Annotated in this window: 15 protein-coding genes; 5 read left to right on the top strand and 10 right to left on the bottom strand. The window is 54.9% G+C overall.

The features are described from left to right. Position 1: 1 nt before the first annotated feature. From G523_RS0103245 to G523_RS0103235, 3 genes are read left to right on the top strand one after another with little or no spacing between them, the layout of a single operon-like run. Entirely contained in the window at positions 2 to 562 is a 561-nt protein-coding gene (locus tag G523_RS0103245) for a hypothetical protein (protein WP_022693591.1), read from the top strand. Beyond that, on the top strand, positions 559 to 1,119 hold the full coding sequence (locus tag G523_RS17740) for a DUF6644 family protein (RefSeq protein ID WP_155802573.1): 561 nt from the start codon (positions 559 to 561) through the stop codon (positions 1,117 to 1,119). The genes G523_RS0103245 and G523_RS17740 overlap by 4 nt, the downstream gene beginning before the upstream one ends. Beyond that, on the top strand, positions 1,119 to 2,042 hold the full coding sequence (locus G523_RS0103235; RefSeq protein ID WP_022693589.1) for a DUF6644 family protein: 924 nt from the start codon (positions 1,119 to 1,121) through the stop codon (positions 2,040 to 2,042). Before G523_RS17740 ends, G523_RS0103235 begins: the two co-directional genes overlap by 1 nt. Positions 2,043 to 2,186: 144 nt before the next feature. Here G523_RS0103235 and G523_RS17735 read toward each other — a convergent pair whose 3' ends face one another. The 9 genes from G523_RS17735 to G523_RS17725 all read right to left on the bottom strand — a co-directional run bounded on the left by G523_RS17735 (position 2,187) and on the right by G523_RS17725 (position 11,807). Further along, positions 2,187 to 2,633 carry a DUF6152 family protein gene (locus G523_RS17735; RefSeq protein ID WP_022693588.1) on the bottom strand — a complete coding sequence of 149 codons (447 nt, stop codon included), beginning with the start codon at positions 2,631 to 2,633 and terminating at the stop codon, positions 2,187 to 2,189. A 102-nt stretch (positions 2,634 to 2,735) separates the two neighbouring features. Then, the gene (locus tag G523_RS0103225) at positions 2,736 to 3,791 is read right to left on the bottom strand and encodes a hypothetical protein (protein ID WP_022693587.1); all 1,056 of its coding nucleotides are present in this window, start codon (positions 3,789 to 3,791) and stop codon (positions 2,736 to 2,738) included. An 88-nt stretch (positions 3,792 to 3,879) separates the two neighbouring features. Further along, on the bottom strand, positions 3,880 to 4,935 hold the full coding sequence (locus tag G523_RS0103220) for a hypothetical protein (protein WP_155802572.1): 1,056 nt from the start codon (positions 4,933 to 4,935) through the stop codon (positions 3,880 to 3,882). Positions 4,936 to 5,011: 76 nt separating this feature from the next. Beyond that, on the bottom strand, positions 5,012 to 6,076 hold the full coding sequence (locus G523_RS0103215) for a hypothetical protein (protein WP_022693585.1): 1,065 nt from the start codon (positions 6,074 to 6,076) through the stop codon (positions 5,012 to 5,014). Between the two features lie 93 nt (positions 6,077 to 6,169). Beyond that, positions 6,170 to 7,231 (bottom strand): hypothetical protein, encoded by a 1,062-nt coding sequence (locus G523_RS0103210; protein ID WP_022693584.1) that lies wholly within the window; start codon positions 7,229 to 7,231, stop codon positions 6,170 to 6,172. Next, positions 7,231 to 8,097: a hypothetical protein gene (locus G523_RS0103205; protein ID WP_022693583.1), complete on the bottom strand. Its 867-nt coding sequence runs from the start codon at positions 8,095 to 8,097 to the stop codon at positions 7,231 to 7,233. Before G523_RS0103205 ends, G523_RS0103210 begins: the two co-directional genes overlap by 1 nt. A gap of 152 nt (positions 8,098 to 8,249) precedes the next feature. Beyond that, the gene (locus G523_RS17730) at positions 8,250 to 9,593 is read right to left on the bottom strand and encodes a serine hydrolase domain-containing protein (protein WP_022693582.1); all 1,344 of its coding nucleotides are present in this window, start codon (positions 9,591 to 9,593) and stop codon (positions 8,250 to 8,252) included. 85 nt (positions 9,594 to 9,678) lie between these two features. Continuing rightward, entirely contained in the window at positions 9,679 to 10,326 is a 648-nt protein-coding gene (locus tag G523_RS0103195; RefSeq protein ID WP_022693581.1) for a TetR/AcrR family transcriptional regulator, read from the bottom strand. Between the two features lie 743 nt (positions 10,327 to 11,069). Next, the gene (locus G523_RS17725) at positions 11,070 to 11,807 is read right to left on the bottom strand and encodes a GGDEF domain-containing protein (RefSeq protein WP_022693579.1); all 738 of its coding nucleotides are present in this window, start codon (positions 11,805 to 11,807) and stop codon (positions 11,070 to 11,072) included. A gap of 167 nt (positions 11,808 to 11,974) precedes the next feature. Here G523_RS17725 and purE point away from each other — a divergent pair, with 167 nt between their 5' ends. Next, positions 11,975 to 12,466 carry a 5-(carboxyamino)imidazole ribonucleotide mutase gene (gene purE / locus G523_RS0103180; RefSeq protein WP_022693578.1) on the top strand — a complete coding sequence of 164 codons (492 nt, stop codon included), beginning with the start codon at positions 11,975 to 11,977 and terminating at the stop codon, positions 12,464 to 12,466. Continuing rightward, positions 12,463 to 13,527 carry a 5-(carboxyamino)imidazole ribonucleotide synthase gene (locus G523_RS0103175; protein ID WP_022693577.1) on the top strand — a complete coding sequence of 355 codons (1,065 nt, stop codon included), beginning with the start codon at positions 12,463 to 12,465 and terminating at the stop codon, positions 13,525 to 13,527. Before purE ends, G523_RS0103175 begins: the two co-directional genes overlap by 4 nt. On the opposite strand, the gene G523_RS17720 is transcribed toward G523_RS0103175, so the two are convergent. Beyond that, on the bottom strand, positions 13,524 to 14,279 hold the full coding sequence (locus G523_RS17720; protein ID WP_022693576.1) for a 2OG-Fe(II) oxygenase: 756 nt from the start codon (positions 14,277 to 14,279) through the stop codon (positions 13,524 to 13,526). The two genes, G523_RS0103175 and G523_RS17720, sit on opposite strands and share 4 nt — an antisense overlap. Positions 14,280 to 14,539 lie beyond the last annotated feature (260 nt).

Genomic DNA, 14,539 nt, shown 5'->3' with positions numbered 1-14,539 from the left:
GATGAATGAGACCACGCGCGGAACTCTGCTTCCGCTTCTCTTTTCCATCATTGTCGCGGCAGTCGTGCTTGTGCTGGCCGTTCTGCCAGCAGAGTTCGGTGTCGACCCGACAGGTTTCGGCCGCGCATCAGGCCTGATGGCCCTTTCCAATGAAGAGATGGAAACCACGAATTATAACGAGGCAGGTGAGGCCGATATCCGCTCCGACCGTCAGGTCTGGACGATCGCGCCTTATGAGAATTTTGAATACAAGTACCACCTGCTAGAAGGGCAATCTCTTCTGTTCGATTGGTCTGCAACGGCTGAAGTTGAATACGACTTCCACACCGATGCGATGATTGACGGCGAAGAGGTGTCCGACAGCTTTGCTATCTCAGCAGGTACAGGCGCGCGAGGGAGTTATGTCGCGCCATATGACGGAATTCACGGCATCTTTTTTGAAAACCGCGGGGCGGATGATGTCGAGATTACACTCCTGACTTACGGGTTCTATGACGAAGCCACCCTGTTTCGTGATGGAGGAGTCTACGAGGATCAAATAAACGGGGAGGGTACTGAATGAGAGATTTAATGCTGTGGCTGGATGGTCAGCAGCTAAGTGTCGCCTTACGGGAGTCGTTCCTGGTCTGGTCTGCGATTGAAGCGACACACATCATGACGCTAATGCTGTTTGTCGGGACCATCATCATGGTCGATCTGAGATTGCTCGGTGTGCTGTTCAAGAACACGCCGGTGTCGGCGATTGAAAAGCGCATTCTTCCGCTGACGATGATCGGCTTTGCGGTGTTGATGATCACGGGCGTTGTTCTGTTCTACGCCAAGCCACTTACCTATTACAACAATATGTATTTCCGGCTGAAACTGATCGTGATCGCGCTCGCGATGATCAACATCATGGTGTTTCACTTCCGGGTTCAGCACGGTCAGGCGAAGTGGGACAATGCTGAAAAGCCGCCTATGAGTGCGCGCGTGATCGCCGGGCTGTCACTTTCGAGCTGGGTGATCGTCGTCTGTCTCGGACGTCTTATCGCGTATGGTGACTGGTTCCATTGCGCGACGTTCAATGAAGGCGATTTCCTCTACTTCTTCTCTGATTGTCCGCAGCTGGGAGGCCACTGATGTTGTTTGATCTGATCTACCAACTCGCAGGCAATGCCGATTTCTTCTCTGATAATATTGAACCTTTGTTCCGGGCAACCGACCAGGGGCCTGCGGCGCGATTTGTAAAAGATGCATGGTATTTTACGCCGATGGCGGGATGCGTGCACCTTGTTGCATTGTCTCTGTTGGGCGGCGCTATTCTGCTGGCAGACCTTCGAGTTGTTGGCCCGGGCGTAACGGCGCGTTCACCTGTCGAACTGAACCGGAAAATGCACCCGTTCCTTGTCGGGGCAGCAATCGCTCTGATCATCTCAGGCATTATGCTTGGGTTAGGGCAAGTGATGCGGATCTATAACAGTCCGCCATTCTGGCTGAAAATGGCAGGCTTGTTCTCGGCGCTCGTCTTCACCTTCACGACGCGCGACAGCGTCATCCGGAACAATGGTAAGTTCACGCCGGTCGCGATTGTTGGTCTCGTGATCTCGATGCTGGTCTTCTGGTATGCATGGATTGAGCTGACCGACTGGCGTTTCGCGGCTCGTCAGGCCTATCTTATTCTGATGCTGCTCATCGTGGGCTTTATCACCGCGCCGATGTATCTGAAGAATGAGAAGGTCGAGAAATTACGCTCTCTGCCCATGTATATTTCAGTACCGGGATTTTTGGTTGTCGTTGGTGCTTTGATTTCCGCGGCATTCCTGCTGGCGCGGATCGACTATCAGTATTTCCATGAGCTTGACCTCAACGCGATGGGGATTGCTGCATTCTTCCACCCGTCCATCCTTGGTATGATGCTGGTGTCTTATATCGCCGGCGTGATCTCCTGGATTGGTATGGGCGCAGTGCAAACTCAGCCATTGAGCATGCGATTTGTTAGCATGATGAGCATGTTCCTATGGCTTTCTGTGGCGATCTCTGGTCGCTGGATTGCCTTCTGGTAGGCGATTAGACTTAGTCATAAATCGGAAAGCCCGGGCCGATTGGTCCGGGCTTCTTTGTTTACGACGGTTTTAGATCAGGCAAAAGAAAACCGCCTCAGGTGTGAACCAGAGGCGGCATTGTTTCAGATGAGATCAGAGCTGGTCTTATTGACCTGGGTCAGAGCCATCATCCGGAGCGCCCGTGCCTGAAGAACCTACGAACATCTGTTCGCCGTTCGGGAAGGTCACGTCACGGCCGTTTGCTTTACAAGCTGGCGCGCAAAGGCGGTCGATAGACTGGTAACCACGAACAACGAGGTCTGTACCAGGTGACAGCGTGCGGCGGTTCAGACCAGCGCGCAGCAGAGTGTTTGGCGTACCACCTTCAACCATCCAAGGCTGGGTTGTGCCATCTTCCTGCTCCACATCGATGTGAATCCATGTGTGCGGGTTCACCCACTCAACGCGGGTTACTGTGCCTTCCAGCAGAACCGGCGCGTCAGCGTCAAACTCGGCAGAGAAAGCGTGGTGGGCGTAGGATGCGCCAGCAATCAGGGCTACAGCTGTCGCTGTACCGAATGCTGCGAGTGTCTTTTTCCCCATTTTAATCATGTACGTTGCCTCCAGATTATAAGTGTGCGGGCCACTTTATGTTAGTTTAATATCATGACCAGTATGAATATCAACTGAATGAGTCAGTTGTACTGCGTTTTGTTATTGACCACCATCTGCTTCGGCAGCCGCTTCAGCCGCGAGACGTTCCTCACGACGCGCGCCAGCGAGAATGCCCGGCAGCGAGTAGTTGCCTTCATGGCAGGCATACTCGTAAATTGGCCCCTCTGCAGCCCATAAAGGCATTTCAGCACTCCATGGCTGAGTGAAGAGATCCGGGTCGGTGACCGTGTACTCGTAGAAAATCGTATCATCGGCGACGCGCGTAAATCGTTCAACAACCACTGTATCTTCCTGCAGATAGAAACGTTGCGCCTGAGACGAGCGCTGGTTCATATCCGGATGGAAGTTTGTTGTTTCCACAACCAGCGTGTCACCTTCCCAGTGGCCGACGGAATCCCCGAGCCACTGCGCCATTTCCGGCCCGCGGTGTTCAGCATTCATCCGGATCATGCGAGCGTTGTGGTTCATTTCGACGAGCAGAACGATCAGATCTTCGGTCTGGAAGAACTGGACGTGGTTGTTGTAGAGCACGTTCAACATTGGAGGTGCGCCGGTTGAGCCATAGCCTACTGTGCAGCGTTCAGCTGCGGAGCGGTTCTCCGGGTTGTCATAATTGTGCCAGGCGAGTGCGACGGCTTCTTCCATCTCCGCGCGACCTTCTTCGGAATACGGGATGCGGCCGTCAGCTGGATCAACAATCCATGAAGAGCGGTATTCGCCGTTGACGACTGCGAGGCGGTCGCCAGCATCGATCCAGAATGAGTTATAACCGCCAACACCTGCGCCAGCCGGAGGTGCGCCTTCATCGGGGTTGGTTGGCTGTGACCGCGCTTCAAGCATGCGGCGACGCATTTCTTCTGCGTTTTCTGCGACTTCCGGCGGAATGACCAGAGTATCAAACATCGGGCTGCGCTCGATTGATGTGATTGACGCTTTGGACCAGACGCCAGCAAAGCTTGGTGTTCCGTCTTCCATGCGCGGCGGTTCATAATTTGGGTCCCATGGTTCTGGGCCGTCTTGTGCCGAAGCACCGGACATACCGAGTGCGATGATACTGATGGTCGCCGTAAGGCATTTGGTCAGGCGTGATGTCATTGCTGTTTTTCCCCGGGCTATGACGTTTTTATTCTTGTTGCAGGCGGCTCATCAGACTGATGCGACGGGCCGACGGGCAGATTTTGGTTTAGTTCGTAGTCGCACCGCTTTCCGCGGCTTCGGCGGCCAGACGTTCTTCACGTCGCGCGCCGGCGAGAATGCCCGGCAGAGAATAGTTTCCCTCATGGCAGGCATATTCATAGATCGGGCCTTCAGCCGCCCAGAGCGGCATTTCTGCGCGCCATGGCTGGGTGTAAAGGTCCGGATCGGTGACGGTGAATTCATAGAAGATGACGTCATCCGCTACGCGTGTGAAACGTTCTTCGACAACAGTGTCTTCCTCAACATAGAGGCGATGACGGATCGCGCCGCGGATCAGATTTCCAGGATGGAAATTGGTTGTTTCGACGACGAGTGTGTCGCCTTCCCAGTGTCCGACGGAATCGCCGAGCCATTGGCGCAATTCAGGCGCGCGGTGTTCGGCATTCAGCCGGACCATACGCGCATTATGGTTCATCTCGACCAGAATGGAAACGACATCTTCGGTCTGATAGAACTGAACGTGGTTGTTGTAGAGCACATTCAGCATTGGCGCGCCGCCCGTAGAGCCAAAGCCCACAGTGCAACGTTCACCGGCTGAGCGAACTTCAGGGTCATCAAAGCTGCGTCGGCTCATGGCCTCTGCCATTGCCGCGCGGCCTTCTTCTGAATACGGAACTTTGCCATCTGCAGGATCAACGATCCATGAGGAGCGGTATTCTCCGTTCACCACACCGATCCGGTCGCCCATATCCATCCAGAACGTATTGTATCCGCCAACATCCTGACCTGCTTCCGGCGCAGGTGCATCGGGATCAGTCGGGCCCTGACTGGCTTCCATCGCCATAGCCTGACCGTTTTCGATGGCGCGCGCCACGGCTGGCGCAATCATCAGGTCGGCAAATTGCGGCGTGCGCTCCAGAACGGTGAGTGAGGCCTTGGACCAGACACCAGCAAAGCTTGGTGTGCCGTCTGCCATGCGAGGCGGTTCGTAATTCGGATCCCACGCTTCTGGCGCGTCCTGTGCCGAGGCGGCCACGGCGCCAGTTACCGTCATTGCGGTAAGCGCAGTGGCTGCGGCTAGTTTCTTTAATGCCGATTGCACGACATATCCTCCCTAACTCGTGTCGAACGGGCTAACCTCTTTTGTCGGGTCAGCTCCGTTCATAGCGTACGGCGAATTATTCGCCGCCGCTGTTCTCGCTCGCAGCTTCGCGGGCGAGGGCTTCCTGACGACGCGCGCCAGCAAGTATGCCTGGAAGAGAGTAGTTCCCTTCATGGCAGGCGTATTCGTAGATTGGGCCTTCAGCCGCCCAGAGCGGCATTTCAGCAGACCATGGTTGGGTGAACAGGTCCGGGTCAGTCACCGTGAACTCATAGTGGATCACGTCGTCAGACACGCGGGTGAAGCGTTCCTCGACAAGAGAATCCGGCTGTAGATACAGATAGTGGCGAATGGCCGAACGGACCGAGTTCTGCGGATGGAAATTGGTCGTTTCCACGACAAGCGTGTCGCCTTCCCAATGCCCGATGGAATCGCCAAGCCATGTGCGCATTTCAGGATCGCGGTGCTCTGTGTTCATCCGGATGATGCGGGCATTGTGGTTCATTTCCGCCAGAATGCGGATTGTGTCGCCATCCTGAAAGAACTGGACGTGGTTATTATAGAGCACGTTCAGCATTGGCGGCGTACCCGTGGAACCGAAGCCGACGGAGCAACGCTCGCCAGCCATGCGGATTTCCGGATCGTCGAAGTTTTCACGTGCTTCCTGACGCGCAGAAAAAGCCTCTTCGCGGCCCGCTTCAGTGTACGGAATTTGTCCGTCAGCCGGGTCGACAATCCAGGACGAGCGATACTCGCCGTCAATCACGCCGAGCGCAGTGCCGGGGTCTGTCCAGAACGCATTATAGCCGCCAACATTCTGACCAGCTTCCGGGGCTTCCAGCTCGTTCGGGTCACGTGGTGCGTTAGCTGCTTCGGTCGCCGCAGCACGACCCTGTTCAATCCGTTGAGCAATTGCCGGCGGAATAACAAGATCGGTAAATTGTGGGCTACGCTCGAGCACGGTGAGGGATGCTTTCGACCAGATACCGGCAAAGCTTGGCGTGCCGTCTTCCATGCGAGGCGGTTCATAGTTCGGGTCCCATGCAGGCGGCGCGTCCTGTGCGGAAGCAGCCAGCGCCATCGCGCTCACAAGCATGGAAATGGCGCCCTTAGAAACCAGGTTTTTTAACGGTGATGTCATGTCGCGCTCCCTAAATTGATTATCATAGTCTGAGATGCACGGCGCGCGTTGATGAAACGCGCACCGGTTTAGCCATCTCTGAAAGCGGCAGGTCTATTCCCCGCCACCTCCGTTTGCAGCAGCTTCCGCTGCCAGACGTTCTTCGCGTCGTGCGCCAGCCAGAATGCCCGGCAAAGAGTAATTGCCCTCATGGCAGGCATATTCATAGATCGGACCTTCAGCCGCCCAGATCGGCATCTCGCCGCGCCAAGGCTGTGTGAACAGATCAGGGTCTGTGACGGTGAATTCATAGTGAATCACATCGTCAGACACACGTGTGAACCGTTCTTCCACGACTGTATCCGGCTCGAAATAGAGCTCGTGACGAATAGCCGTGCGGATAGAGTTATCCGGGTGGAAATTGGTTGTCTCCACGACGAGCGTATCGCCTTCCCAGTGGCCAATGGAGTCGCCAAGCCATTCCCGCATTTCCGGACCGCGGTGTTCCGCATTCATGCGGATCATGCGGGCGTTGTGGTTCATTTCCACGAGAATGACGATCAGGTCGTCCTGTTGGAAGAACTGAATGTGGTTGTTGTAAAGCACGTTCAGCATAGGCGGCGCGCCTGTAGAGCCAAAGCCGACTGTGCAGCGTTCACCTGCAGAGCGGACTTCCGGATCAGAGAAGCTGTTACGCATGTTTGAAATGGCGTTTTCAGCTTCTTCGCGGGCCGCGTCTGTATAAGGGATCTGGCCATCTGCCGGATCAACAATCCAGGATGAGCGGTATTCACCGTCAATCACACCAAGTGCATTGCCCGGGTCCATCCAGAAACGATTATAGCCGCCCACGCCAGCGCCGCCCGCTTCGGGTGCCTGACGTATTTCATCAGGATCGCGTGCTGCATTGGCGCGTTCTGTTGCGGCAGCGTTTCCGGACTCGATCGCTTGCGCCATGGCAGGCGGGATCACGAGATCGGAGAACTGGCGTCCGCGTGTCAGAACGGTAAGGGATGCCTTTGACCACACACCGGCAAAGCTTGGAGTGCCGTCTTCCATACGCGGAGGCTCATAGTCCGGGTCCCACGGGGCTGGGCCATCTTGAGCCATCGCACCCGGCAGGGCAGCGAGAAGACCCGCTACCGCCGAGGCTGTAAGAAGTTTGAGCGCTTTCATTAGTCAAGCGGCTCCCGGCGCAGGTGGCCGTGAAGAAGTTCTTCAACAAATTCAACGCAGTTGAATTCAAGAATCTGAGCGTCTTCTTCGATCTGACGGTAGAGTACCATGGAGATTTCCCACGGCTCTGTGTAGGTTTCCGGCTCGACGATTGTCGCAGTGTAGCGGATGTGGTTGTCGTCGATGCGGGAATAACGCTCGGTGACTTCGGCGCCGTATGGCAGGAAGTTGCCTGCGCGGTCGAGCCATGTCTGACCGTTCTGGTATTTGACTTCGATTACAAAATCATCGCCGTCCCAGTAACCGTAGTTCTGACCCATCCAGCTATCGACTGGCGCTTCGCCCGGATCTTCGCCGAGGAAGACGTTACGAACTGCGCCAGCATATTCGTAAGCAATCAGCATCTGGCCCTGTTCCTCATTCATGATTATCTGGAACGGGAATGGCATATAGTTCGCGCGCGGAACGCCCGGCTGGTAGCATTTGATATTCGGGTCGCGATCAATCCAGTTTTCAAAATTCGCATCGCGCCGCTCGAGTGCGTCCGCTGTATATGGAATGTCGCCAGTGCTTACGACACTTTCGCCCGCTGGAACCGCGCCAATGGCGCCCAGTGCGACAACGCGGCTATCAGGCAGAGGGCCGTATGGGCCTTCACGCAATTGCATAGCATGGCGTGCATGGTGTGCTTCCAGGTCGTAGTAAGCGCGATTGTTGACGCGCCAGACGCCGTTCAGGTCTGGACGAGCGCTTTCTTCAGCAACAGCTGGTGCTGCCGCGGTTGTTGTCGCTGTACCGGTTGATTGCGCAGTCGCGCAGCCGGCCAGCAGCGCCATCGCTGCAGCGGCTGAAAACAAAGCCTTCATGTGTATCCTCCCGCGAAAGGCATTTTCGCCTTTCTGACTCCTCAAGTAAGTTGGCAGCTGGCGGCGCTTTTGCGCACTTTGCCAGCCTGCCATTGAATTTGTGATACTTAACTACACGAATGTCAAGTTAGGTAAATTTGCCAGCTGGCTGATTACTCGACCAGAGCATTATAGACGGCTTCACGGCTCGCACCGCGCGCGTCAAACTGCGATTCAGGGTCGCCTGCGAACAGCTGGATCATGCCGATGAAATAGAGGTCACTGGCAGGGTCGATCCAGAACCATGTTCCGGCAGCACCGCCCCAGTAATATGTTCCAGGGCCTTGTCCTGTACCTGTGGCGGACGGGTCCATAACGATGCCGAAATCAAGACCGAAGCCATGGCCTTCAGCGCCTGTTGCGCGCCCCGCATTGCCGTTGGACCAGAGCTCCATGTCCGGACCGAGTACGTTTGTGCGCATCAGCTCGACAGTATCTTCGCGGATAATGCGGTGGCCGTTCAGTTCGCCGCCATTGAGCATCATCTGACAGAAATTCTTATAGTCATCGAGTGTCGCGACGAGGCCGCCGCCACCGGATTCCATAGGTACCGTATCTTCACGGAAACGCGTTTCGAGCGTCGGGACAGTTACCAGTCGATCATATTCCTGACTGAAGGTGAAAACATCAGACAGGCGGTCATAATCGGCTTCCGGAACGAAGAAGCCGGTATCGTCCATGCCCAGCGGTGTGAAAATGTTTTCGTCGAGGAATTCACCAAAGCGCTGGCCTGATAGCTTTTCGACGATATAGCCCTGCACATCGACGGCTGCGCTGTAATACCAATTTTCGCCCGGCTGAAAGAGCAGGGGAACGTCAGCGACTGCATCAATGAAGGAATCCAGATCCGGCTCTCGCAGGATGCGGCGCTCGCGGAAGGCTTCATTTGCCATGTCCGTGCCGCCCAGACCGTAAGCAAATCCAGCCTGATGGCTCATGACTTCGCGCATGGTTGGCGGGCGGTCCGCATCTACAAGACGCGGTGTGCCGTCTTCATTCATGCCGTCCAGAACGCGCAGATTTTCAAATTCCGGAATGTAGTCAGTGACCGGATCGTCGAGGTCCCACAGGCCCTGTTCCCACAGCATCATCATGGCAACGCCGGTTATTGGCTTGGACATGGAGTAGATGCGGTAGATCGTATCTTCCTGAATCGGCGCGTTGCTTTGAGTTGAGGCGAGACCGAAATAATTACGTGCGACTTCTTCTTCGCCGGATACCAGAACATAAGACAGGCCGATGACTTCGCCGGATTCAACCGCCTGACGCATCGCGTCGTCCAGGTTTTGAAGGCCTTCTTCAGAGAAGCGGCTTTCATGGGTTTCGGTGTGTTCAACAGCGGCTGGCGCGGATTCCGAACTTGTCGGATTACATGCGCCAAGCGCAAGCAGCGCCGCAAAGCATGCTCCAGCGATCAGCTTTGGGCGCAGTACGCCCTTCGTCTCGGTTGTGTTCAAGGTATCCTCCCACGGATTATGTTCTCTCTTTATTAGAGTGAACTATGCATAATCGCGGGAGGTGTGCCAGTGATTTTAAACGCGCTCAGGCCGGTGTAGATTCAGCGCTGACTTTCTTCGGAGCTTTCGCGGGTGCCTTCACCAGATCGGAGAACATTTCAGTGACAGTATCGATGACCTGCAGTGTTTCAGCTTTCAGGTCTGTATCATGGTCTTTGAAGTTCATTCGGACATAGTGGTTGCCCGACATGAGCATGCCCGCAACCAGACGCGGTGTTGTCACGCCTTCAAACGGCATCCCGAAATCTTTCGCCAGATGTTTGGTCAGAAGATCTTCATACGCGCCACGGATCGCGAGTGTCGCGCCCATAATGGTTGGCGTTGAATAGCTCATGCGAAGGTGGGAACGAAATGCCTCGGCGTCTTCCAGAAGCGTATCAACGGTTTCGGACATCCAGTTGCGCCAGAACGCAAATGTGCTTTGAGACGCGTCGCGCTTGCTGATCGCTTCTTCGAAAAGGCGAAGCCAGTATTCATCGCCTGCTTTTGCGAGATCCTGTTTCGTACCGAAGTGACGGTAAAGTGTCTGAACGTGCAGGCCAGCGGCTTCCGCAACTTCTTCCAGAGTCGTATTGTCGTAGCCTTTGTTCAGAAACAGGTGACGGGCAGACCTGACGAGTTTCAGGCGCGTCTCCATTTTCCGTTTCGTACGCAATGGAAATTTCGTCGTCATGTCTTTCGTCCGTCTTTCTTTCTTGTCCCAGTTGGTTCGGGTTCGTCTTTTATAACGAGCCCGATACATTCCGTACCGAGACTCAAGCAAGGCATATGATCACAGCATGTAAGTGATTGAAAGCTCGCAAACCTCATACTTTTATCGGATTTCGCTATAAAAAAGCTTAAAAAATGCCCATGAACACTGTCGTTCTCATTTGGAACACAGATTTTTCGGGGGAGCTATGCAGGATTGTGTCGCACCTATGCAGGTCGCACTATGCGCAATTTTGCCAGAAAAAGAGGCGGTCGGAAACCGACCGCCTTCAGGTCTTCTGGGAAAGAAAAGACAGACTCTCAACCCTTGCACAGGGGAAAAAGAGACTGACCTCGGAGCGCCGGAAGCCGACTCTCCTACGAGACGGCAATACAAGGGACTACCGCGTCGTTTGTTTTGAGGCGGATACTACACAGGCAGGCACCGCGCTCAGTTCTGTCGTGGAAGAGTTTGTCGCTGTTCGATTTATTCGAACGCGCCTTGCTGCACTCCCCCAATGCAAGCCTCGCCAAATGGCCCCGCCGGGCGATTTCATGATAGGCTCGCTACATCTTTAGTGCAGGCTATTAAACGCGTACAGTTTCGCGATCAACTCACTAATTGCAGAAAAAATACTAAAGCATGCCGCAACGTAAGCTCTGACGCGTTTTCAAACGCCGCTGCACGATAAACGGGCGGTGCTTTGTTTCTGCATTTAGGGGAGTTCAGGCGCGTGCTTTGTTCTTCAGGCGTTTCTGAATGTACATGGCCTCGTCGGCGCGCTCTATGAAGTGCTCCGGTGTCTCACCGCGTTCCCAGACAGCGACGCCGCATGAGACATCGAGTGTCATGGCAGCACTTGCTTCGCCGAATTCCATCTCTTTGAGGTCATCAGAAAAGAAACCCGCTTTCTGGGCGGCTTGCTCTTCTTCCGCGTTGAGAAGGAGGACAGCAAACTCGTCTCCGCCCATGCGGCCAACAAGGTCGGACTGGCGAACATGTTTCTTGATGATGGAGACAAAGGATTTTAGCGCCACGTCACCGGTCGAGTGACCGAGAGAGTCATTGAGAGCCTTGAAGTAATCCAGGTCCATATACACAAGGCAGACCGTCGTCCCGTAGCGCTCACAGAAGGAAATCTGTTTTGCGAGCTCGCGCATGAAAGCGCGGCGGTTATATACCGGCAAAAGCGGGTCGTGATCGGCAATGTCGCGTGCCTGATCCAGAGCAGCGTTGAGCGATTGTACGGTTTCGAGAAGATTCTGGCGCTCGGTCATCAAGCCAACCAGCATGTGAAGCTGGTTTGGTGTCAGGTCATCCACAGACCAGCCGGACGCATTGAGAAATGTGTTGAGCGACGCGCGAACGGAATCGGACGTGCGGTCATGGTTTCCCCCGCCCGGATAGAGCTGGAGAACCTTTCCTGATGTCCAATTCTGATGACCCGAAGGCGTGTCAGACATTAAATCATTCCTCGCAATTCTATTAAGAATGCGCCGAATGGCTTAGTGGACGGTTAACGATAGGCGATTTTTTCTTTAAAAAACCGGATAGAAACCCTGCAAATGCAGAGGGTCTTGCCAGCGAGGGCAAAATCCATAAGTTGTCCCTTTGCCGGAGTACACCCGCTATGACAACCACGCCTCAGGTTGGGATTATTATGGGCAGTCAGTCAGACTGGCCGGTTCTCTCCGCCGCTCATGACATGCTTGAAACCCTCGGTGTCGCACACGAGTGCAAGATTGTGTCTGCCCACCGTACGCCAGACCGTATGTTTACCTATGCACGGGAAGCCGAGGCGCGCGGTATTCAGGTCATTATCGCTGGTGCAGGCGGCGCAGCCCACTTACCAGGCATGGTCGCAGCGTTGACCCATTTGCCAGTGTTTGGCGTTCCAATGGAAAGCAAGGCGCTCAAGGGCATGGATAGCCTTCTGTCTATTGTGCAGATGCCGAAGGGCGTTCCCGTTGGCACTCTGGCCATTGGCGGCGCAGGCGCTGCGAACGCTGCTTTGCTGGCGGCGTCTGTTGTCGCGCTTCATGATGAAGATGTCCGCGCACGCCTGATTGCGTTCCGCGAAGAGCAAAGCGCCGCGGTGACAGAGGAACCGGTAGAACAATGACACCTTTACCCGTCGGCTCGGTGATCGGAATTCTGGGCGACGGTCAGCTTGGCCGGATGCTAGCCAGTGAGGCGGCCCGGCTTGGCTTTGATGTTGTTGTATTTGGTCAGGATGAGGATAGTCCTGCGCGACGTGTCGCGTCACATTCCATCGTCGCAGAATACACAGATCGTGATGCGCTGGCGGAGTTGTCTGTCCGCTGCGATCTTATCACACTGGAATTTGAGAATGTGCCGGTTGAGGCGCTGCAAATCCTTGAGGATATGGGCGCTACAGTTTGCCCGGGCCAGACCTCTCTTAAAATCTGTCAGGACCGCCATCTGGAGAAGTCCTTCTCACGCGAGGCGGGCGTGATGACAGCAGATTATCACGTCGTGAACTCTGTGGATGATGCGGTCGTTGCCTTTGAGGCACTTGGCGGAAACGGCATCCTCAAAACGCGCCGGGACGGATATGATGGGCATGGCCAGCGCCGGCTGAAGCCTGAAGACAGCCCGGTTCAGGCCTTCGAAGATTTACGTGAAGCGCCGTGCGTATTCGAGGCGCTCGTACCTTTCGCTGGAGAAATGTCTGTCATCGTTGCGCGCCGCGCTGATGGTGAAATGGCAACGTTCGAACCTGCCGAGAATATCCATAAGAACGGTATTCTCCACATTTCACGTGCGCCTTCGCGTTATGCCGAAGAGACAAAACAGGCTGCTATCGGGGCCGCCAAAAAACTCGCAGAGGCGCTCGGCCATGTGGGTGTTATGGCGTGTGAGTTCTTCGTTCTGGAGTCCGGTGAGATTCTGCTGAACGAGATCGCCCCGCGCGTTCACAATTCAGGGCACTGGACGCCAGAAGCCTGCATCACCGGTCAGTTCGAGCAGCATATTCGCGCGATTGCGGGCTGGCCGCTTGGTAGTACGGACCGTCTCATGGATGTTGAGATGGAGAATCTGCTCGGCGACGATGTGATGACAGCGTATGGATCAGCTGGCCCGGGCGATATGATCACGCTCTACGGCAAGCGGGAAATGCGCGCCGGCCGGAAAATGGGCCATATCGTCAAGAGGCTCTAAAGCTTCGAAAATCCAGGGTCATCAAACATTGGCCCCCAGCCGCGTTCTCTGAACCATTTGGTGATGATGTATTTCTCACCCTGACGCGGCTTCATGCCATGATGCAGAGTGAAAGGGTTCACGCTGCCATCAGCATTGAGGTTATTCCAGATCACTGCCATGCCCTGTTTGGGGTGGAATAATTTCTCCAGCCTCGGGAACCGCGTTTCGCCGCCTTCGGGCGTGGAATTCAGGTAGATCATGAAGGTCCACGTGCGCTGACCGCGCTCAGCAGTATTGGGCAGATATTCTGCTGCGCCCGGTTCGAAATAATCGGTGTGAGATTTGAACTCCTGGCCCACTTCATATTTCTGGCCTTGTATTGCTTCTGAATAACTCCAGTGAATTCCGAGTGTAGCGGAAATCCTGCGGTTGAGATCAAGAACAAACGGATCTGGCTGAAGTCCCAGAGTGCAGGTCGATGAGGTTCGGACGCGAGTATCAACATGCGTACGGGTCTCGCCTTGTGCGCCCGTGACGGTTGACGGTTTCAAATTCTGATCGATGAGTTCCATTGTCTTTTGGCAGTCATCACCAGAAAGAAAGTCCTCCCAAGTGAAGACCTGAGCGTTCGGGGTGGGCAGTCTTTCCAGTCCCGGCTTGCGGTCAATTTGCTGCGTCAGGCGGCATTGCGATAGAGCCTGATAATTGATCGCGTCAGTCTCAGCTTCATAAGCTTCGCCGAATATCGCCTTTAATTCATGCTCGGGCATCCCGTGCTTCCGCAATTCATTGGCGAGTGATCTGGGGGAATGTCCGCGGTGCAAATTGCTCCAGACCCAGTTTCTGGAGTAGTCTCTCTGCTGTTGTGTCAAAGACATTTCTGTCCCTATCCGGCTGTATGACATTACTGTGGGCTACACATCATCTATTTATGTATCGGATTGGCATTTCGCACTGGTATTCATCGAACTGCACCTGATACGTCTGCTGTGCAGAAGCAGACATAACGTTTCTGGTCCGAATCTTGGCG

It is taken from the genome of Ponticaulis koreensis DSM 19734 (assembly GCF_000420665.1).
Taxonomy (GTDB): Bacteria; Pseudomonadota; Alphaproteobacteria; order Caulobacterales; family Hyphomonadaceae; genus Ponticaulis; species Ponticaulis koreensis.
This window is presented reverse-complemented; position numbering and strand designations above follow the sequence as displayed.